The organism is Ensifer sp. ENS08, assembly GCF_014852195.1.
Lineage (GTDB): Bacteria > Pseudomonadota > Alphaproteobacteria > Rhizobiales > Rhizobiaceae > Ensifer > Ensifer adhaerens.
Window position 1 is genome coordinate 105141 of the sequence record NZ_JACVBF010000007.1, and the last position, 19274, is coordinate 124414.

A 19274-nucleotide genomic window follows, 5' to 3' on the forward strand; every position below is an offset into this window, starting at 1 on the left:
CAACGCCCCGATGGCGGCGGGTGCCGATATCCGCCCTTGCCGGCCGAACCGCGGTTCCCTTAGACATAGGGACCATTGAAGTCCGCGAAGAGCCGCTGCCATGCCTGCCATTTCCATCGACCGCACGCTGAGGCGCGTTTCCATCGACGCGCGGGATCCTGCCTTCTACCGTGATCCGCTCGCAGCCTATGCCGAGATCCATGCGCAGTGCCCGGCCTTCTTCTGGGAGGAACGTCAGCAATGGTATTTCGCCGGCTACGACCTGGTGAACGCGCTTTTGCGCGACCGACACTTCGGCCGGCAGATACTGCATGTGGCGACACGCGACGAACTCGGCCTGCCGCTGCCGAAGCCGCATCTGAAGGATTTCGACGCGCTCGAAGAACATTCGCTGCTGGAACTCGAACCGCCGGCGCACACGCGGCTGCGCACGCTCGTCAACCGGGCCTTCGTCTCGCGGCAGATCGAACAGCTCCGGCCGGACATCGAGCAACTGTCGCATGCCCTCATCGACGGCTTTGCCGATGACGGCGAGGTCGAACTGCTGAAAAGCTTTGCCGAAACGCTTCCCGTGACCATCATCGCCCGCATGCTCGGCATTCCCGTCGAAGCGGCGCCCGATCTGCTCGACTGGTCGCATCGCATGGTTCGGATGTATGTCTTCAACCCGAGCTACGAAACCGAACTCGATGCTAACCAAGCCTCCGCAGATTTTGCCGACTATCTGCGCGGCATCATCGCCGAGAAGCGCCGCACCCCCGCAGACGACCTGCTGACGCACATGATTACTTCGGAAAAGGATGGCGAGCGGCTGTCGGAGGCGGAGCTGGTCTCGACCACCGCCCTCCTCCTCAATGCAGGTCACGAGGCGACCGTGCACCAGATCGGCAACGCGGTGAAGACAATCCTGCAATCCGGACTTCCGGCGAAAGACCTCTTTGCCACGGAGAGGGCAACCGCGCTGACGGTGGAGGAGTGTCTGCGCTTCGCGGCACCGCTGCATATTTTCCAGCGTTATGCGCTCTCGGATATCGAACTCGATGAAGGCGTCACTCTGCGAAAGGGCGACAAGATCGGCCTGCTGCTCGGAGCGGCGAATGTGGACCCGAAGAAGTTCACCGGACCGAACGCGTTCCGGCCGACGCGCGACGAAGGCGCCAATGTCTCTTTCGGAGCGGGCCTGCATTTCTGTATCGGCGCGCCGCTTGCCCGGCTGGAGCTCAATCTGGCGCTGCCGATCCTCTTTCAGCGCCTGCCGAACATGCGGCTGAAAAACGAGCCCGAGGTCAAGGACGCGTTCCATTTTCACGGCCTGGAACGCCTCGACGTCGTCTGGTGACGAGCACCGAAGACTGATCTCCGGTGCTCGAGCGATCACAGACGGATGACATAGTCCTTGCGGGTCGTCTCCACGACCTCCCAGGTGCCCTCAAAGCCGGGCCGCAGGATCATGCTGTCGCCGGCGCGCAGATGCGCCGCTTCGCCGCCATCCTGCGTGACGATCGAATAGCCTGAGAGGATGTGGAAGTATTCCCACTCCTCGTAGACGATCCGCCATTTGCCGGGCGTCGATTCCCAGACCCCGGCATAGAGACCGCCTTCGGCCTCCTCAAGGTTCCAGGTCTTGAACTGCGGCGCGCCTGAGATGAGCCGGTCGGCCGCCGGCGTACCGATTTCCGCCTCGACGGTGGACAAGTCAAACTTCTGCATATTCGTCATCTTGGCACCTTTGCGAAGAGCGCGCTGACGCGCCCTTCGCGGCTAGTGTTTCAAAGCTTTGCCAACGACTGTTCGAGATCGGCGATGATGTCCGAGACATCCTCAATGCCGACCGACAGGCGCACGACGTCAGGGCCGGCACCGGCCGCCACCTGCTGCTCGGGCGTCAGCTGGCGGTGCGTGGTCGAGGCTGGGTGAATGACGAGCGAGCGCGTGTCGCCGATATTGGCGAGGTGCGAGAACATTTCCAGCCCCTCGACGAAACGCTTGCCCGCCTCGTAGCCACCCTTTAGCCCGAAGGTGAAGACGGCACCGGCGCCCTTCGGCGAATAGCGCTGCTGCAGGGCGTGGTTCGGGTCGTCCTCCAGCCCGGCATAGTTGACCCAGGAAATCTTGTCGTGCGTCTTCAGCCACTTGGCGACCGCAAGTGCGTTGTCGCAATGGCGCTGCATGCGCAGCGGCAGCGTTTCGGAGCCCGTTACCAGCATGAAGGCATTGAACGGCGAGATCGCCGGACCGAAGTCGCGCAGGCCGAGGACGCGCGCGGCGATGGCGAAGGCGATGTTACCGAAGGTCTGATGCAGCACGACGCCGGCATACTCCGGACGCGGTTCGGACAGCATCGGATACTTGCCGGACTTCGACCAGTCGAAGGTGCCGCCATCGACGATGACGCCGCCCATGGAGTTGCCGTGGCCGCCGATGAACTTCGTCAGCGAATGCACGACGATATCGGCGCCATGCTCCAGCGGCCGCAACAGGTAAGGTGTGGCCATGGTGTTGTCGACGATCAGCGGCAGGTCGTGCTTGCGGGCAACCTCGGCGATGGCGGCAATATCAACGAAGGTGCCGCCGGGATTGGCGAGGCTCTCGATGAAGATCGCCTTGGTGCGCCGATCGATCTTCGCCTCAAAGGAAGCCGGATCGGCAGGGTCGGCCCAGCGGACCTGCCAGTCGAAGGACTTGAAGGCGTGGCCGAACTGGTTGACCGAGCCGCCATAAAGCCGGTTGGCGGCAATGAAATTGTCGCCCGGGCTCATGATCGTGTGGAAGACGAGGAGCTGTGCGGCGTGGCCGGAGGCGACGGCGAGCGCCGCCGTGCCGCCTTCGAGCGCGGCAATACGCTCTTCGAGCACTGCCTGCGTCGGGTTCATGATGCGGGTATAGATGTTGCCGAACTGCTGGAGACCGAAGAGTGCCGCCGCATGGTCGGTGTCGTTGAAGACGAAGCTCGTCGTCTGGTAGATCGGCGTCGCCCGTGCACCCGTGGTCGGGTCAGGTTGCGCCCCCGCATGGATTGCGAGCGTGTTGAAACCAGGATTGTCTTTCGTCATTTCGTCCCTCCCGTGACCAGAGCGCGGCCGCCAACCGGCGCGCCGGAGACGCTCTATCACCTTGAATCTACGCGTGAACCGCTATCGAACCTGCGCAGTTGCACGCGCAAGCCGCGGCACTATTCCAGAGCCTTCGCATGCGGTCAAAGAGGATTTTTCAAGAACTGACGGTTGTATGGTCCGCCGGCGATGTGCCGCCCGAGATCAGCCGATCAGGCGTGGGTACTCGATCGCCGGACAGCGGTCCATGACCACCTTGATGCCGGCGGCTTCCGCTTTCGCCGCAGCGCCGTCATGGCGCACAGAGAGCTGACCCCAGATCGCCTTCGGCAGCGTCTCCAACGCGAGAATCTCGTCGACGAGCGCCGGCAGGGCGTCGGCAGCGCGGAAGACGTCGACCATATCGATCGGCTCCTTGATATCGGCGAGCCGGCCGACCACGGCCTGGCCCTGGATGCTCTTGCCGACATGCCCGGGATTGATCGGGATCACCCGATAGCCCTTGCGCAGCAGAAACGCCATGACCCGATGGCTCGGACGCTCAGGATTGGGCGAAGCGCCGACAAGGGCGATCGTCTTGGTCTCGCGCAGGATGTCTGCGAGATAATAGTCCGGGTAAGCGTCGTGGTTCATCTGCAGCTTCGGATCCGTTCGTGTTAAACGGTCGTATAATGATGGCGAGGCCGGCCAAGTCAACCGTGCGGCCCGCTCGTCCCCCGCCAAAGATTGCCGCTTCCGCAAGACTTTCCGGTTGCTTTTGCGCCCGTGCGGCGCGACAAGCGTCTCAACGCCCGCTACACCGTTTCCGAGGTTTCAATCTTGCCGCTTGATGTCATTGCGCTCGTCCTGTTCGGGGCGTTGTTGCACGCGACCTGGAATGCGTTGGTCAAGGCGGGAACGGAAAAGTCGCTCGACGCTGCGATGATCGCGCTCGGGGCCGCGGCCGTCGCCATCCCCTTCCTGCCGTTCATGCCGTTGCCCAAACCGGAAGCGTGGCCATACATCCTGGTTTCGGCACTGTTCCAGTTCGCCTATTTCCAGCTCGTCGCCGCATCCTATCGCGCCGGCGACATCGGCCTTGTCTATCCGCTGATGCGCGGAGCGGCGCCGTTGATCGTCGCGATGACCAGTGGGGCGTTGATCGGCGAAAAGCTCACCTTCGGAACGATGATCGGTATCCTAACGATCTCTGCCGGGGTGCTGACGCTCGCCTTCGAGTCGCGCAAGGGCGGCAAGAACGCGATCGTGCTTGCGCTGCTCAATGCCTGCGTCATCGCAAGTTACACCTTTGTCGACGGCATCGGCGCGCGCGTCTCGGGCAATGCGATCTCCTACACGCTGTGGATGGCGCTGCTGCCGCCGGTTCTGCTTTTCACCTGGGCCTTTGCCCGGCGCGGCATCAAGCCGGTCGCCCGCCACGTCTACAAGAACTGGTGGCGGGGCCTCATCGGCGGCGCCGGCTCGATCGGCGCCTATGGCCTGGCGCTCTGGGCGATGACCAAGGCGCCGGTTGCAACCGTCGCGGCACTCCGCGAGACCTCGATCCTCTTTGCCGTGGTGATCTCGGTCGTGTTCCTCAAGGAACCGGTTAGCGTCTGGCGCATCGCAGCGGCCTGCGTCATCGCGCTCGGCGCCCTGCTCCTGAAGCTCGCCTGAGCGTCAGTCTTCCTTCCATTCCGGCATGCGCTTGCCGAGGAATGCGCCGATACCGTCCTCGGCATCACGCGCGAGCATGTTCTCGACCATGACGCCGACGGCATAATCGTAGGCCTCTGGCAGGTCCATCTCCGCCTGGCGATAGAAGGCCTCCTTGCCGATCTTCAGCGCCTGTGGCGACTTCGAGGCAATGACTGCTGCGTATTTGTCGACCACCTGGCGCAGGTACTGTTGCGGTACGATGCGGTTGACGAGACCGAAATCCTTGGCGGTCGAAGCGTCGATGGTCTCGCCGGTGAGCAGCATTTCCATCGCCTGCTTGCGATGTGCCGCACGCGTGAGCGCGACCATCGGCGTCGAGCAGAAGAGGCCGATATTGACACCGGGCGTGCAGAAGGTGGAGCTGTCGGTGCAGATCGCGAGGTCACAGCTTGCGGCGAGCTGGCAGCCAGCTGCCGTTGCCAAACCATCGATCTCGGCGATGACGGCCTGCGGCAGCCGGGTGATTTTCAGCATGAGATCGCCGCAGAGGCGGATCGTCCGTTCGAAGAAGGCCCTGCCCCGGTCGTCGTCTTCGCGGTGCGCAGTCATTTCTTTCAGATCGTGACCGGCGGAAAACAGCTTGCCCGTGGCGGCGAGCACGACGACCCTGATGTCCTTGGCGGTGGCGACCGCATCGAACTCGGCGTGCAGCGCCTCCATCATGGCGATCGACAGCACGTTGGCCGGCGGGTTGTTGAGTGTCAACCGCAAGACGGGTCCAGACTGTTCACGCAGCAGCAGGCCGTTCGGCTCTTCCTTCTTGAACGACACGACGTCGGCCATCTTCTTCTCCTGAAACTTGAATTTGGTTGGTGGTACGCCGGCCACGCGTGCCGTGCAAGCCGACAGGCACACCCCCGTGACGCATTCCGCCTACGACCATTTTCCGCCTTGCGTCCGGCCACCAGCCGGTTTCAGGTGACGGACAGACATGTTGAAGGATAGAATGCATGACCATCGAGCCGATCATGACCGTCGACGACCTCAACCGATTTCTCGACACGGATTTCCCGCAGGTCCATACCGACGGCAAGGTCTTCCATGTCACGGCTGTTGGACCCGGCTTTGCCACCATGCGGCTCGATCCGAACGAACGGCATATCCGGCCAGGCGGCACGGTTTCCGGCCCTACCCTTTTCGCGCTCGCGGACGTCTCGGCCTATATCGCATTGATCGCCCATATCGGACCGGTTGCGCTTGCCGTCACCACCAATCTCAACATCAACTTCCTGCGCAAGCCCGAGCCGGAACCGCTCGAATGCACCTGCCGCATCCTCAAACTCGGCAAGCGGCTCGCCGTTCTCGACGCGTCGATCGTCAAGGTTGGCGACGACGACCTCGTTGCGCATGCCACAGCGACCTATTCGATTCCGCCGCGATAATTTGTGGTATCAAAATACCATACATATAACATATTGTTTTTGCTTATCTTTATTTCCATGCCGCAGATTTCGCGTTCTTGACGCTTGTTTCGCACTTGCGTATAAGCTGCCGCAGATCGCGGTCCTCTGAGGGCCGCTTTCTCTTTTGCCCGGGAAACCGGACAAAACCAAGCAACAAGAAACGCCCAGCGGTTCGCCGCTCGGGTCCAAAGAAAGATTTTGATATGGCAACCTTCGTTCAGAAGCCTGCAGAGGTGGAGAAGAAGTGGATCATCATCGACGCCGAAGGCCTCGTTGTTGGTCGCCTCGCTTCCCTCATCGCAAACCGCCTGCGCGGCAAGCACAAAGCTACCTTCACCCCGCATGTTGACGACGGCGACAACGTCATCGTCATCAACGCCGAGAAGGCAGTTCTGACGGGCAAGAAGTACACCGACAAGAAGTACTACTGGCACACCGGCTACCCCGGCGGCATCAAGGAGCGCACCGCGCGCCAGATCATCGAAGGCCGCTTCCCGGAGCGCGTCATCGAGAAGGCCGTCGAGCGCATGGTTCCGCGCGGTCCGCTTGGCCGTCGCCAGATGAAGAACCTGCGCGTATACGCAGGCGCCAACCACCCGCATGAAGCACAGCAGCCGGCCGTCCTCGACGTCGCCAAGCTGAACAGCAAGAACACAAGGAGCGCCTGATAATGGCTGACCTTTCCGCTCTCAAGGAAATCGCCACGACCGCGGAACCGGCTGCTCCGGTTCACGTCAAGAAGGTCGACGCCCAGGGTCGCTCCTACGCGACCGGCAAGCGTAAGGACGCTGTCGCCCGCGTATGGGTCAAGCCGGGCACCGGCAAGATCACCATCAACGGCAAGCCCTACGCGGCTTACTTCGCCCGTCCGGTTCTGCAGATGATCCTGCAGCAACCGATCGTCGCTGCTGCCCGTGACGGCCAGTTCGACATCGACGCGACCGTTGCTGGCGGTGGTCTTTCCGGCCAGGCCGGTGCCGTTCGTCACGGCATCTCCAAGGCACTCACCTACTTCGAACCGGGCCTGCGCTCGGTCCTGAAGCGCGGTGGCTTCCTCACCCGCGACAGCCGCGTGGTCGAGCGTAAGAAGTACGGCCGTGCGAAGGCACGTCGTTCGTTCCAGTTCTCGAAGCGTTAATCGCTTCAACTGCGACACTTGGAAAGGCGGGGCTTTGCTCCGCCTTTTTTTGTTATCATCCGCCGCACCGTTTCCCGCAACGTCGACCCCTCGAGGCACAGCATGACAAGCTCCCCCGTCGCCAAGACCCCCGAGCCGCCCTATTACATCGTCACGTTCGCCTCGCGGCGCACGGCAGGCGACCACGGCTACGACAACATGGGAGACGAAATGGAGCGACTTGCGCGCGAGCAGCCGGGTTTTCTCGGTCTCGAAAGCGTGCGCGGCGCCGACGGCTTCGGCCTAACCAATTCCTACTGGGCGGATGAGGAGAGCATCGCGGCCTGGAAAAACAATGTCCGCCACCTGACGGCCCAGCGCCTCGGCCGCGAGCGCTGGTACGAGGATTATCAGGTTCGTGTGGGCAAGATCGAGCGCCAATACGGTTTCGAACGCCCCTAGTTCTGCGGCTGCGCACGGTCGCCGCCGGCAAGCGGGCTAAATCGGCAACTCCGTCGTCGACTTGAGTTCGCGCAGGACGAAGCTCGACACCACGGTGCGCACATGGGGATTGCGCATCAGATAGCGCGTCATGAAGGTATCGTAGCTTTCGACGTCATTGGCGCGGATCTTCAGCATGTAGTCGAATGTGCCAGATAGAGCGTAGCACTCCATGATCTCCGGCCGGTCGCGCACGACGGCGGAAAAGGCGGCAATCGCCTCGTCGTGATGATCTTCGAGCGTCACATGGGCGATGATGCAGAGTTTCAGGTCGAGCTTTGCCGGATCGAGCAGCGCCACGCGCTTGCGAATGACGCCATCCGTCTCCAGTTCCTGCAGCCGCCGCCAGGCCGAGCTTTGCGACATGCCGGCTTTCTCCGCGAGATCGGAGAGCGACTGGCCGCTATCGGCCTGAATGAGCCGCAGCAGCTTTCGCACGGGCTGAAGACTTTCTTTCACATCAGCAGGCATTTCGAATTTTCCTCCCGCGATCAGGCGTCCACCTGGCAACTGTGGAACAAATACTCGCTCCATCCGCGATACAATTGCAACAGGAGAGTTCATCTGACGAACGAGGAGACGTCATGACGAAGGAAAGCAGCTACACGGCCAAACTGCCGGAACCGGACGGCACCTATCACTATACCCCGGAAGAAGATGCGATCTGGGGCGAGCTGTACCAGCGGCAGATGAAGCTTCTGGCCGACAAGGCGTGCGACGAATACCTCGAGGGAGCCAAGACGCTCGATCTCGGCCCTGACCACGTGCCGCAGTTGAAGGACGTGAACCGCCGCCTTGCCGAAACCACCGGCTTCGGTGTCGAAGGTGTTCCCGCCCTCATTCCGCCGTCCCGCTTCTACGAACTGCTGTCCCAAGGCAAGTTTCCGCTGGCGACCTTCATTCGCCGCCGCGAGCATATCGATTACATCGAAGAACCCGACATCTTCCACGAGGTCTTCGGTCACTGCCCGCTACTGACCAACCAGAGCTACGCCAACTTCGTCCGTCGCTTCGGCGAAAAGGCGGTTTCGCTAGGCAAGGGCTATTCCTGGCACATGTTCCGGATCTTCTGGTTCACCGTCGAGTTCGGGCTGATCAACACGTCGAAGGGCCGCCGCTGCTATGGCGCCGGCATCGTGTCTTCGCCCAACGAGACACGCAACGCGATGGGGACTCCAGGCGTCGAGTTCCGCCCGTTCGACTTGATGACCGTGCTGCGCACGCCCTATCGCATCGATATCGTCCAGCCGATCTATTACGTGATCGACAGTTTCGCCCAGCTGGAAACGATCATCGAAGAGGATATCGCCGCGCGCATCACCGAAGCCAAGGCGCTTGGCGATTTCGCCCCGACCTACGAAGCCAAGGCCTCGTAATCGCCGAAGAAACGGCCGGCAGGGCCTTGCCTTGCCGGCAACGATTGTCCAACCTTCCGCCACCACAGGTTTGAGCGGGATGCGCGCAGAGGATGCGCGCTTTCCGGCTCCGAGGCAGAGGCGGGATATGGCGAACAGGACGATCGATCATGCGCTGACGGCGCGCTCACTCACATCGGCGGCATCCGATCCGACCCATGCCGGCATTCTCTCCTTCATGCGCCGCAAATATTCGAAGCAGTTGAAGGGTGTCGATGCCGTCGTCTGGGGCATTCCCTTCGACGCCGCCACTTCGAACCGCCCCGGCGCTCGCTTCGGGCCGCAGGCGATCCGCCGCGCCTCGGCAATCTTCGACAACGATCCGCAGTACCCGTTCGACCGCGATCTCTTCGCGGAGATGGCGACGGTCGACTATGGCGACTGCCTGCTCGACTACGGCAATCATTCGAAGACGCCGGCAACGATCGAACGCGAAGCGACCAAGATCATCAGGAGTGGCGCCTATCTGCAGACGCTCGGCGGCGACCACTTCGTCACCTACCCGATCCTGAAGGCGCAGGCGGCTCTGCACGGCCCCCTCGCCCTCGTACAGTTCGACGCCCACCAGGATACCTGGCCGGATGAACGCGGGCGCATCGACCACGGCTCCTTTGTCGGCCGTGCGGCGCGCGAGGGCCTGATCGATACAGACGCCTCGATCCAGATCGGCATCCGCACGCACGCGCCTGAGGATTGCGGCATCCACATTCTCTATGGCTACGACGTCGAAGAGATGAGCGCTGCCGAGATCGCCGAGACGATCATAAGGCAGGTTGGCGAGCGCAAGGCCTATCTGACCTTTGATATCGACTGCCTCGACCCGGCTTACGCGCCCGGCACCGGCACCCCGGTCGCCGGCGGCCCGTCGAGCGCCAAGATCCTTTCGGTGCTGCGCAAGCTCGGGGCGCTGACGGTGGTCGGCAGCGACGTCGTCGAAGTGGCGCCAGCCTACGACCATGCCGACGTCACCGCAATCGCCGGTGCGACGGTCGCGATGTATATGCTGGGCCTGCATGCGGAGAAGCTTGCCGAGCGTGCGCCGCTTCGCTGAGCGCTGCCGTTGCGATGATTGGCCGCTGCTTATATAGGAACAGGTGGGTTTGGCGGCGTTCCGCCGGCTCGTTGAGAAATTGATTCAATTCTATGCCAGAATGATTCCGGAACGGCTTCTAACTGTCTGGCAGAACGGGAAAATCATGAAACCGAAGATCTTCATCGATGGCGAACACGGCACCACGGGCCTGCAGATCCGCACGCGCATGGCCGGCCGTAGCGATCTCGAACTGCTTTCCATTCCGGAAGCGGAACGACGCAACGCCGCGATGCGAGAAGATCTTCTGAATGAAGCAGACATCGCCATCCTCTGCCTGCCGGACGACGCCTCGCGCGAGGCGGTTTCGATGGTCTCGGGCAACAACAAGGTCCGCATCATCGACACGTCGACCGCGCATCGCATTGCGCCCGACTGGGCCTATGGCTTTGCCGAAATGGACAAGGCGCAGCCGGAGAAGATCCGCAGCGCCCGTTGCGTCGCCAATCCCGGTTGCTATCCGACCGGCGCGATCGGCGTGATCCGGCCGCTGCGCCAGGCCGGCATCCTGCCGGACGGCTATCCGGTGACGGTCAACGCGGTCTCCGGCTACACAGGCGGCGGCAAGCAGATGATTGCGCAGATGGAAGACGAGACCAATGCGGATCACATCAGCGCACCGCACTTCCTCTACGGCCTGACGCTCAAGCACAAGCATGTGCCCGAGATGAAGATGCACGGGCTGCTCGACCGCGCACCGGTCTTTGCGCCCTCGGTCGGCAAGTTCGCGCAGGGCATGATCGTCCAGGTGCCGCTCTATCTCGAAGACCTCGCCGCCGGCACGACGCTGGAGACGATCCATGCTGCAATCGTCGCGCATTATGCCGACCAGTCGATCGTCGAGGTCGTGCCGCTCCAGGAGAGTGAAAAGCTCGGCCGCATCGACGCCACCGAGCTTGCCGGCAAGGACACGATGAAGCTTTTCGTCTTCGGCACCCCTGGCGGCAACCATGTGAACCTCGTCGCCCTGCTCGACAATCTCGGCAAGGGCGCTTCGGGCGCGGCGGTCCAGAACATGGACCTGATGCTGTCGGCCTGATCGGCACTGAGCTCAAAACAAAAGACCCCGGCGAGCCGCTCGCCGGGGTCTTTTCTTTTTCCGGAGCTCGTCCGGCGTCAGTCGCGCAATTCGATCGCCGTCGACCGCGGATACTCGCCGTAGAAACCGCGCCAGTGGGCGATGGCAAAGCCAAGCACCACAAGCGCGCCACCCTGGTGCGCCACGCCCCAGCCGACCGGCACCTGCAGCACCAGCGTGGTGATGCCGATCACCGCCTGCACCGAGACGAGCAGGAACAGGAGCACGGCGCGGCGCGCATGGGTGGTTTCGGGTGCTGCCCGCAGCGAGGCAATCATGTGCATCAGTGCGAAGGCAAAGAGCACATAGGCGCCAATGCGGTGGACGAACTGGACCGTCTTCGGGTTCTCGAACAGGTTGATCCACCAGGGCTGCTGCAGGAACAGGTCCTGCGGGATGATCGCGCCATCCATCAGCGGCCAGGTGTTGTAGCTGAAGCCCGCATCGAGACCGGCGACGAGCGCGCCGAGATAGATCTGGAACAGACTGAAGATGGCGATGATCGACGCCATCTTGCGCGAACGGTCGGTGGGCGCCGTGTCATTCGAATGCGCGCTCAGCCCGCGGAAGATCCACATACAGGCGGCAAAGATCAGACAGGCGATGACGAGATGCGTCGCAAGCCGGTACTGGCTGACCTCGGTGCGCTCCACAAGGCCCGATGAAACCATCCACCACCCGATGAACCCCTGGAAACCGCCAAGCGCAAGGATACCGAGCAGCGGCATGCGCAGCTTGCGCTCGACCTTTCCGGTGAACCAGAAATAGGCAAGCGGCAACGCGAAGATCAGGCCGATGGTGCGGGCAAGCAGACGGTGCGCCCATTCCCACCAGAAAATCGTCTTGAACTCGTCGACCGTCATGCTGCTGTTCATCTGCTGATACTGCGGAATGCGCTGGTAGAGCTGGAATTCCTCTTCCCACTCGGCGACCGTCAGCGGCGGGATCACGCCATGGATCGGCTTCCACTCGGTGATGGAGAGGCCCGATTCGGTAAGCCGCGTCGCGCCGCCGACGAGCACCAGGGCAAAGAGGGTGAACAGCACAACTGCCAGCCAGCCGCGGATCTGCCGGCGGTTGCGGTCGGTCCTGCCGATCTCGTTTCGAAGCATTTGTTCAGTCGCCATTTCGACGCCGGCCATCATGTTCCCTCTGGTGTCGCAGTGTTGTCGGCGGTGCAACCGGACGGATCAACGGTCGCACCTTCAGGAAAGCCGTTGATTTGCACCAGAGCTGCATGCAAAACAAGGCCGAAACCTTTGCGGCATGCGGTCGCGGCCGCTCCGCGCGCATTTGCCCATGTGAAAGATATGAAATGCCCGTACGCCTCAGAAAGCTGATCGGCACGATCCTGATCATCATCCTCGTCGTCGTTTATGCGCTGGCCGCCGTCACCTTCGCCTCGCTGCTGCTCGGCGCTGCCCCCTGGTACGTGCATCTGGCCTACTTCTTCTTCACCGGCCTGCTCTGGATATTGCCGGCTATGCTGATCATCAAATGGATGGAAAAGCCCGCCAAGGATCGTTGATCCTCAATCCGGTAGCCATTCGGGGGGACGCCCATGCGACTTGCAGTTATCGCTGACATCCACGGCAACGATCTTGCGCTCGAAGCGGTGCTCGCCGACATCGATGCGCAAGGGATCACCGATATCGTCAATCTTGGCGACCATCTGAGCGGCCCCCTCAATGCCGCACGCACGGCCGACATCCTCATCAAACGGGCGATCCTTTCGATCCGAGGCAATCACGATCGCTATCTTTTGACCATGGATCCGCATGAAATGGGGCAATCTGATCGCGCAGCCTATGATCAATTGCAGCCGCAGCACCGCGAATGGCTGGCCACCCTACCCGTCGCACACGTCCACGAGGAAGCGTTCTTCCTGTGCCATGCGACGCCGACCGATGACGAGACCTACTGGCTGGAGGCCCTGACGGCCGATGGCACCGTCCACATGGCGCAGCATTCGGCCATCGAAGCGAAAGCAGCCGGCGTCGACTATCCGGTTATCCTGTGCGGCCACACCCATATCCAGCGCGCCGTGCGGCTTTCCGACGGCCGCCTCGTCGTCAATCCCGGCAGCGTCGGCTGCCCCGGGTATGACGACGACCAACCGGTGCCGCACAAGGTCGAAGCAGGCTCCCCGGACGCCCGCTACGCGATCATCGAGAAATCGGCCTCGGGGTGGCACGTCACCTTCCGCAATGTCCCCTATGACTGGATGGCAATGTCCCAGCTTGCGGCCAGCCGCAACCGCATGGAATGGGCAAAGGCGTTGGCCACCGGCTTTCTCGATTGAAATTTGCGCGCGCTTCACATTCCTCGCTTCACGCTTTGCTAACCGCGTTCGCCGGTTATTCCCAATCGGCTTCATAAGTATTCCCGAATTAAAGCGATCGTAGCGGGCTTGAGGTTCAATCTCTCCGCAACAAGGACCGGACGGCACCTGCGATGACGAACTCGGAACTCACCATGGACGGCTCCGGCGACCGCCGCGCGCACGCGTCCTTGCGTGCAGATCCGACCGATGCCGCCGGCCGCTTCGAAATCTCGCTTCACCGCAATATGGAGGCGCTCGAATCCGAGTGGCGCGTGCTCGACGGTCTTCCTGAGAACTCGCTGCATCATGCCTATCAATGGTGCAGCGCCTGGGCTGCGACCCATGTCAGCGACCTGGCCCTTCTGCGCGTTACCTTCGATGGCGAACTCCTGCTCGTCCTGCCGCTGGAAGTGGCGCGCGGACGCTTGTTTCGAACGGCAAAGCTGATCGGAACCGAGCATAGCAACCTCAACACCGGGCTCTTTGCCCCCAACGCCGCGGCGATCATCAGCACGCCCGCGCTTGCCGACGCGCTTGCCCGCGCCATCTGTGGCGCACTGCGCGGCCTTGCCGACATCGTCATGCTCGATCGTCTACCGAGCGACTGGCGCGGCGCCCCCAGCCCCTTCGCCCTGCTTTCGGGCGTTGCCAATCCCAACCCGTCGTTTCAGCTTCCCCTTCTCGGTGGCATTCAGCCGACACTGGCCCAGCTCAACGCCAAGCGGCGGCGCAAGAAGATGCGCATTTCCGAGCGACGGCTAGCTGAAATGGGCGGCTACGACTATGTGGTCGCGCGTACGGGTGACGAGGCCCACGCGCTGCTTGATACCTTCTTTCGGCAGAAGGCGACGCGTTTTGCTGCGCTCGGCCTTCCCGATGTCTTCCAGGACAAGGAAACGCAGGCGTTTTTCCATGCGCTCGCCGCCCGTCTGGGCGACGACGTTCAACTCATGGAACTCAATGCCATCCGCCTGCGGGGCGAAAACGACGGCCGCATCGTCGCTGTCGCCGGACTTTCCCGCAAGGCAGATCACGTGATCTGCCAGTTCGGGTCGATCGACGAAGCTTTGGCCGGCGATGCCAGCCCGGGTGAATTGCTGTTTTACCGCATGATCGAGCGCCTATCGGGGGAAGGCGTGCGCCTGTTCGATTTCGGCGTCGGCGACCAGCCCTACAAACGCTCCTGGTGCACGATCGAGACACCGCTGCGCGACATCGTGTTGCCGGTGACGTTCGCCGGCCGGCTCGCAGGCCTGCGGCATCACCTCGTCGTGAGGGCAAAAAGGGCGATCAAGGCGAACCGGGCCGTTTATGCCCGCATCCAGCGCACGCGACGGCACAGGCAAGACAAGACCTTCGACAGCAGCGCCGACTGATAACCTAGATAAGAGGACGGGGCCCAGGCGCGTTGTCGCCGGTGGCCGGCGAGACCATTATGCCGCGTCGCGGTCCGGGTATTCGGGGTCCGATTGTACCTGGCCAGTCATCAGCACAATGTCGCGATAGCCCGCTGCACCGAATCCGGTCAGCACCTCGACGATCCGCTCATCGCTCACCGACGGCGCCGACAGGATGATTTCCGCGCCATCGCGGCCAGCGATCTTCTCAACAGCCATTTCATCGGCAGGGCCGCATTCGAGCAGGACGAGATCATAGGCGTTGGTCAAGGCGTCGATGATCATCTTCAGCCGGTCGATGCCGCGCATCGCCTGACGCGGATCGGCATCGCCCTGAGGAATGATGTGCGCGTCGGAAAAACGGTCGGCGTGGATCGTGTCCGTGAAGGGCACCTCCCCCGCCAGCAGGTTGGTGATCCCAGGAAGCTGTTGCGAGCGCGCCATCAGGCGTGTCGGGCAGGCAGAACCCGTCAGGTCGATCAATACGACCTTCAGCTCCTCTTCGGCCAGCAACCGGGCGAGCATCACGGTGGCGGTAGAACCCTCGTCTCCGCCGGGCGAAACCGAAATCGCAACGCGCACGTTGGTGGCGCGCAGATGCTCGGCGACGGCCTCGATCGAGAAATCCGCCTCGGCTGCCTCTTCCTCCATGTCCGGTGCAAGCGACACGTCCATAGCAGGCAGCAAGTCGACGGCGTCATCTGCGGCGGGCGCAATTGCAGGCGAAGCCTGAGCCATCTCGACCGGCGGCAAATCGGCGACGCTTGCGGCCAGCGCCGGACGCGGGTGGACCGGTGCCCGTTCGCCCGTAGCCGCGACCGGCCGCAAGGCTCGTCCGCTGAAAAGCTCGCCGAGCATGATGCCAATGCAGGTCAGGAGGAACGTGGCAAGCGCTGCGACGATCGTGATCGGCAGCACTTTCGGGAAGCTCGCGCCGGTCGGAACCACGGCACTCGAAATGACCCGCGCATCGGCCGGCGTCGCATTCTCCACCGTGCGCGATGTCGCTTCGCGATAGCGCGCGAGATAGGTCTCCAGCAATTGTCGCTGCGCCGTTGCCTCGCGCTCGAGCGCGCGCAGCCCCACCTCTTCTTCGCCCGCCCGAGCCGACTGCGCCTTCAGCGCATTCAGCTGCTGGGTCAACTGCTGCTCACGCAGTTCACCGACCTTCGCCTCGTTTTCGAGGCTCGTCAGGATCTTGCGGGTCTCGGAGCTGATCTGGCCGCGGATGCCTTCGAGCTGCGACTTCAGCGCCTTCAGGCGCGGATGACCGTCGAGCAGGGTCGTCGAAAGATCGGCGACCTGCGCCTGGAGATTGGCCTCGGTTTCCTTCAGCCGCTGGATCATCTGTGAACCGACGACGTCGGCGATGGTGTCCGGCGCGCGGCCGCTCGCAAGCGCCGAACGCACCCCGGCGGCACGCGCCTCCGCATTGGCACGCTCGCCGCGCACCCGGGTCAGCTCCGTCGAGATGTCCGTGAGCTGCCGCGTCGCGAAGTTGGTGGTTTCGCCGGTCGGCAGCAGATCCGACGAGGCGCGATAGGCCGCCACCTTCGCCTCGGCGTCGCGCACCTTCTCGCGCAGATTGGCGATCTCCGGTTCGAGCCAGCGTGTCGCCTCGGAATTGGTGTCGAGTTTCGCACCGCTCTGGAGCGCCAGGAAGACCTTCGCCATCTCGTTGGGCACGGCGGCCGCAAGCTGGCGGTCCTTCGAGGTGAAGCCAATCGCGATCACCCGCGATTTCTCCACCTGGTAGACCTGGAGCTTGTCGGAGAATTCCTTGAGCACCCTCTCCTCGGGCGGCATCTCCAGCGGGTTCTTCTTCAGCCCGAGCATGACGAGAAGATCCGAAAGCGCCGATGGCGCCGACGACGGGTCGAATTCCTTGAGCTCATAGAGCTTCATGTTGCGGGCGACCTGCTTGATGAGATCGGCCGACTTGAGCACCTGTACCTGGCTGAGGATACCGGATTCATCGAAGACGCGGTCGGCGCCCGCCTGGGAAGCCTGGTTGGGGCCGCTGAACTCCGGCTCGCGCGATTCGATGAGTACACGGGTTTCGCTCTGGTAATCCGGCGCGATCATCTTTGCTGCGCCGAAGGCAAGCGCCGCCACAGCGACGGTGGCGAGCAAAACCTTGACGCGCCGATCCCAGACGGCGCGAAACAGGCCGCCGAGGTCGATATCCACATCCTGCTGTGCGCTGCCGCTTCCCGACATGCTAGTCGCTCCGAACCTTCAAATCTCGCCGGACCGTAAAGGAACATGGTAACGCAAGGGTTAATGCGATCAACCTGCGGATGATAAAGACGGGGCGGTATCGCCAGGTCTCCGCGAAAATTCTACCGCGAGTTTACCTGCTATTAACCCTAACGGACCGATAACGTCACAAAAGCTGGTCGTTTCCGGAGCCTATGAACCGCATGTCCACCGCAGCTATCAAGACGGGTCTCGCGATCACGGCGGCAGCGCTGTCGATGTTGCTCGGCGGCTGCACGAGCTACCAGCCCGCACCCAAGGCCTTCAGCGAAGCCACGATCCAGCCCTATCGGCTCGACAGCGGCGACCGCCTGCGCATCAACGTCTTCGAACAGGCCGGTCTCAGCGGCACTTACACGGTTGATCAGGCCGGCTACGTCGCCTTCCCACTGATCGGCACCGTCGCCTCGCGCGGCAGGACCCTGCCTGAACTCGAGGGCATGATCGCCGCCAAGCTGAAGCAGGGCTATCTGCGCGATCCAGACGTCACGATCGAGGTCGATCGCTACCGTTCCGTCTTCATCATGGGCGAAGTCGGCCAGGCTGGCCAATACGCCTATGTGCCCGGCATGACCGTGCAGAACGCGATCGCTGTCGCCGGCGGCTTCTCTCCGCGCGCCAATCAGTCGAACGCCGACATCACGCGCAAGATCAATGGCCGCATCATCACCGGCCGGGTTCCGATCACCGACGCGGTTCTTGCCGGCGACACGATCTATGTTCGCGAACGCCTGTTCTGATCTCGATGCAACAAGAGCGGCCTTTGCGCATCATCCACTGCTTCAGGTCGCCTGTCGGCGGGATATTCCGCCACGTGCGCGACCTGGCCGAGGCGCATGCCAAGGCCGGCCATGAGGTCGGGATCCTCTGCGACAGCACGACAGGCGGCAGTCACGAGGATCGGTTGTTCGACGAAATCCGCCCCTATCTGGCGCTCGGCCTCATACGGATGCCGATCCATCGCTCGGTCGGGCCGTCGGATTTTGCCGCGTTGTGGCGCGGCTACAAGGAAATCAGAAGTTTGCGACCGGATGTGTTGCATGGGCACGGCGCCAAAGGCGGCGTCATTGCCCGGCTCATCGGTTCAGCCTTGCGGGTCAACAGGTATCGCGTAGCCCGCCTCTATTCGCCGCATGGCGGCAGCCTGCACTACCGTCCAGGCTCTATGACAGGCCGGCTGGTCTTCCCGGCGGAGCGGATCCAGCAGCGGATTACAGACGCCCTCGTCTTCGTCTGCGATTTCGAGCGGCAGACCTATTTCGCAAAGGTCGGCGCGCCGAGTGAGCGCAACGAACTGATCTACAACGGCATCGACGACCGGGAGTTCGAGACCGTCCCGCCTGGGCCGGATGCGGTCGACTTTCTCTATATCGGCATGATGCGGGACCTGAAGGGTCCCGATCTGTTTGTGGAAGCTTTCGCCCAGACCGAAAGGCTTGTCGGCAGGCCGCTGTCGGCGCTGATGATCGGCGACGGCCCGCAGCAGCAGGAATACAGCGATCTGGTGCTGCAGCAGGGCCTCGCCCGCCGCATCCGCATGCAGCCGGCGATGAAGACGCGCGAGGCCTTCGCGCTGACGCGCAACATCGTCGTTCCCTCGCGCGCCGAGTCCATGCCCTATATCGTGCTCGAGGCGCTTGCGGCGCGGAAGCCGGTCATCGCCAGTCGTGTCGGCGGCATCCCGGAAATTCTCGGACGCGACAGCACCGCACTTGCCGAACCCGCCAATGCCCGGTCGCTCGCCGACATCATGGCCCGCGCAATCACCGAGAAGGACTGGGCGGCACGTGTGATGCCCGATCCGAGCACGTTCAAGTCGCAATTTGCAGCTTCGGTAATGTCGGCGGATATGCTAAGCCTCTATCGGGAATTGTGCCGTTACCAGCCGCCCGCCGATAGCGTGTTGCCCACAACGTAAGCGTTTCTTAGTGGCTTTCTGC

General features: G+C 62.6%; 21 protein-coding genes. 14 read left to right on the top strand and 7 right to left on the bottom strand.

Annotated features, from left to right (window positions below):
* Positions 1 to 100: 100 nt before the first annotated feature.
* Complete coding sequence (locus tag IB272_RS17510) at positions 101 to 1339, top strand: cytochrome P450 (RefSeq protein WP_060580875.1); 1239 nt, start codon at positions 101 to 103, stop codon at positions 1337 to 1339.
* A 35-nt stretch (positions 1340 to 1374) separates the two neighbouring features.
* On the opposite strand, the gene IB272_RS17515 is transcribed toward IB272_RS17510, so the two are convergent.
* The 3 genes from IB272_RS17515 to IB272_RS17525 all read right to left on the bottom strand — a co-directional run bounded on the left by IB272_RS17515 (position 1375) and on the right by IB272_RS17525 (position 3686).
* Positions 1375 to 1719 (bottom strand): cupin domain-containing protein, encoded by a 345-nt coding sequence (locus IB272_RS17515; protein WP_060522184.1) that lies wholly within the window; start codon positions 1717 to 1719, stop codon positions 1375 to 1377.
* Between the two features lie 50 nt (positions 1720 to 1769).
* Positions 1770 to 3053 carry an O-acetylhomoserine aminocarboxypropyltransferase gene (locus IB272_RS17520; RefSeq protein WP_060580876.1) on the bottom strand — a complete coding sequence of 428 codons (1284 nt, stop codon included), beginning with the start codon at positions 3051 to 3053 and terminating at the stop codon, positions 1770 to 1772.
* Between the two features lie 204 nt (positions 3054 to 3257).
* Complete coding sequence (locus IB272_RS17525; RefSeq protein ID WP_034803659.1) at positions 3258 to 3686, bottom strand: CoA-binding protein; 429 nt, start codon at positions 3684 to 3686, stop codon at positions 3258 to 3260.
* Positions 3687 to 3872: 186 nt separating this feature from the next.
* On the opposite strand from IB272_RS17525, the gene IB272_RS17530 reads away from it, so the two are divergent.
* Positions 3873 to 4709, top strand: coding sequence for a DMT family transporter (locus IB272_RS17530; protein WP_034804240.1), 837 nt, complete (start codon positions 3873 to 3875; stop codon positions 4707 to 4709).
* A gap of 3 nt (positions 4710 to 4712) precedes the next feature.
* On the opposite strand, the gene IB272_RS17535 is transcribed toward IB272_RS17530, so the two are convergent.
* Positions 4713 to 5534 (bottom strand): enoyl-CoA hydratase, encoded by an 822-nt coding sequence (locus IB272_RS17535; RefSeq protein WP_192444590.1) that lies wholly within the window; start codon positions 5532 to 5534, stop codon positions 4713 to 4715.
* A gap of 167 nt (positions 5535 to 5701) precedes the next feature.
* Between IB272_RS17535 and IB272_RS17540 the strand changes: the two genes are divergently transcribed.
* From IB272_RS17540 to IB272_RS17555, 4 genes are all read left to right on the top strand, one after another.
* The gene (locus IB272_RS17540; RefSeq protein ID WP_043611470.1) at positions 5702 to 6133 is read left to right on the top strand and encodes a PaaI family thioesterase; all 432 of its coding nucleotides are present in this window, start codon (positions 5702 to 5704) and stop codon (positions 6131 to 6133) included.
* A 224-nt stretch (positions 6134 to 6357) separates the two neighbouring features.
* On the top strand, positions 6358 to 6822 hold the full coding sequence (rplM, locus tag IB272_RS17545; RefSeq protein WP_057252379.1) for a 50S ribosomal protein L13: 465 nt from the start codon (positions 6358 to 6360) through the stop codon (positions 6820 to 6822).
* A 2-nt stretch (positions 6823 to 6824) separates the two neighbouring features.
* The gene (gene rpsI, locus IB272_RS17550; protein WP_034803667.1) at positions 6825 to 7292 is read left to right on the top strand and encodes a 30S ribosomal protein S9; all 468 of its coding nucleotides are present in this window, start codon (positions 6825 to 6827) and stop codon (positions 7290 to 7292) included.
* Positions 7293 to 7394: 102 nt separating this feature from the next.
* On the top strand, positions 7395 to 7733 hold the full coding sequence (locus tag IB272_RS17555; RefSeq protein ID WP_060580878.1) for an antibiotic biosynthesis monooxygenase: 339 nt from the start codon (positions 7395 to 7397) through the stop codon (positions 7731 to 7733).
* A 36-nt stretch (positions 7734 to 7769) separates the two neighbouring features.
* On the opposite strand, the gene IB272_RS17560 is transcribed toward IB272_RS17555, so the two are convergent.
* Positions 7770 to 8243, bottom strand: coding sequence for an Lrp/AsnC family transcriptional regulator (locus IB272_RS17560; protein WP_060522181.1), 474 nt, complete (start codon positions 8241 to 8243; stop codon positions 7770 to 7772).
* Positions 8244 to 8356: 113 nt separating this feature from the next.
* On the opposite strand from IB272_RS17560, the gene IB272_RS17565 reads away from it, so the two are divergent.
* From IB272_RS17565 to argC, 3 genes are all read left to right on the top strand, one after another.
* Positions 8357 to 9148: a phenylalanine 4-monooxygenase gene (locus IB272_RS17565; protein ID WP_034803671.1), complete on the top strand. Its 792-nt coding sequence runs from the start codon at positions 8357 to 8359 to the stop codon at positions 9146 to 9148.
* 127 nt (positions 9149 to 9275) lie between these two features.
* Positions 9276 to 10238, top strand: coding sequence for an agmatinase (gene speB / locus IB272_RS17570; RefSeq protein ID WP_060580880.1), 963 nt, complete (start codon positions 9276 to 9278; stop codon positions 10236 to 10238).
* A gap of 145 nt (positions 10239 to 10383) precedes the next feature.
* Positions 10384 to 11316 carry an N-acetyl-gamma-glutamyl-phosphate reductase gene (argC, locus tag IB272_RS17575; protein WP_060580964.1) on the top strand — a complete coding sequence of 311 codons (933 nt, stop codon included), beginning with the start codon at positions 10384 to 10386 and terminating at the stop codon, positions 11314 to 11316.
* Positions 11317 to 11393: 77 nt separating this feature from the next.
* On the opposite strand, the gene IB272_RS17580 is transcribed toward argC, so the two are convergent.
* A complete protein-coding gene (locus tag IB272_RS17580) occupies positions 11394 to 12497 on the bottom strand; it encodes a COX15/CtaA family protein (RefSeq protein WP_060580881.1) in 1104 nt (367 codons plus the stop codon).
* A 173-nt stretch (positions 12498 to 12670) separates the two neighbouring features.
* Here IB272_RS17580 and IB272_RS17585 point away from each other — a divergent pair, with 173 nt between their 5' ends.
* From IB272_RS17585 to IB272_RS17595, 3 genes are all read left to right on the top strand, one after another.
* Positions 12671 to 12883: a DUF2842 domain-containing protein gene (locus tag IB272_RS17585; RefSeq protein ID WP_034804246.1), complete on the top strand. Its 213-nt coding sequence runs from the start codon at positions 12671 to 12673 to the stop codon at positions 12881 to 12883.
* A gap of 33 nt (positions 12884 to 12916) precedes the next feature.
* A complete protein-coding gene (locus IB272_RS17590; protein ID WP_060580882.1) occupies positions 12917 to 13657 on the top strand; it encodes a metallophosphoesterase family protein in 741 nt (246 codons plus the stop codon).
* Positions 13658 to 13830: 173 nt separating this feature from the next.
* Complete coding sequence (locus IB272_RS17595) at positions 13831 to 15054, top strand: GNAT family N-acetyltransferase (RefSeq protein ID WP_246810374.1); 1224 nt, start codon at positions 13831 to 13833, stop codon at positions 15052 to 15054.
* Positions 15055 to 15111: 57 nt separating this feature from the next.
* Here IB272_RS17595 and IB272_RS17600 read toward each other — a convergent pair whose 3' ends face one another.
* Positions 15112 to 17295, bottom strand: a complete 2184-nt coding sequence (locus IB272_RS17600) for an exopolysaccharide transport family protein (RefSeq protein ID WP_060522175.1) — start codon at positions 17293 to 17295, stop codon at positions 15112 to 15114.
* Between the two features lie 203 nt (positions 17296 to 17498).
* Between IB272_RS17600 and IB272_RS17605 the strand changes: the two genes are divergently transcribed.
* The gene (locus tag IB272_RS17605) at positions 17499 to 18074 is read left to right on the top strand and encodes a polysaccharide biosynthesis/export family protein (RefSeq protein ID WP_034804249.1); all 576 of its coding nucleotides are present in this window, start codon (positions 17499 to 17501) and stop codon (positions 18072 to 18074) included.
* A gap of 5 nt (positions 18075 to 18079) precedes the next feature.
* Positions 18080 to 19252, top strand: coding sequence for a glycosyltransferase family 4 protein (locus IB272_RS17610; RefSeq protein WP_113135665.1), 1173 nt, complete (start codon positions 18080 to 18082; stop codon positions 19250 to 19252).
* The last annotated feature ends 22 nt before the right edge of the window (positions 19253 to 19274 follow it).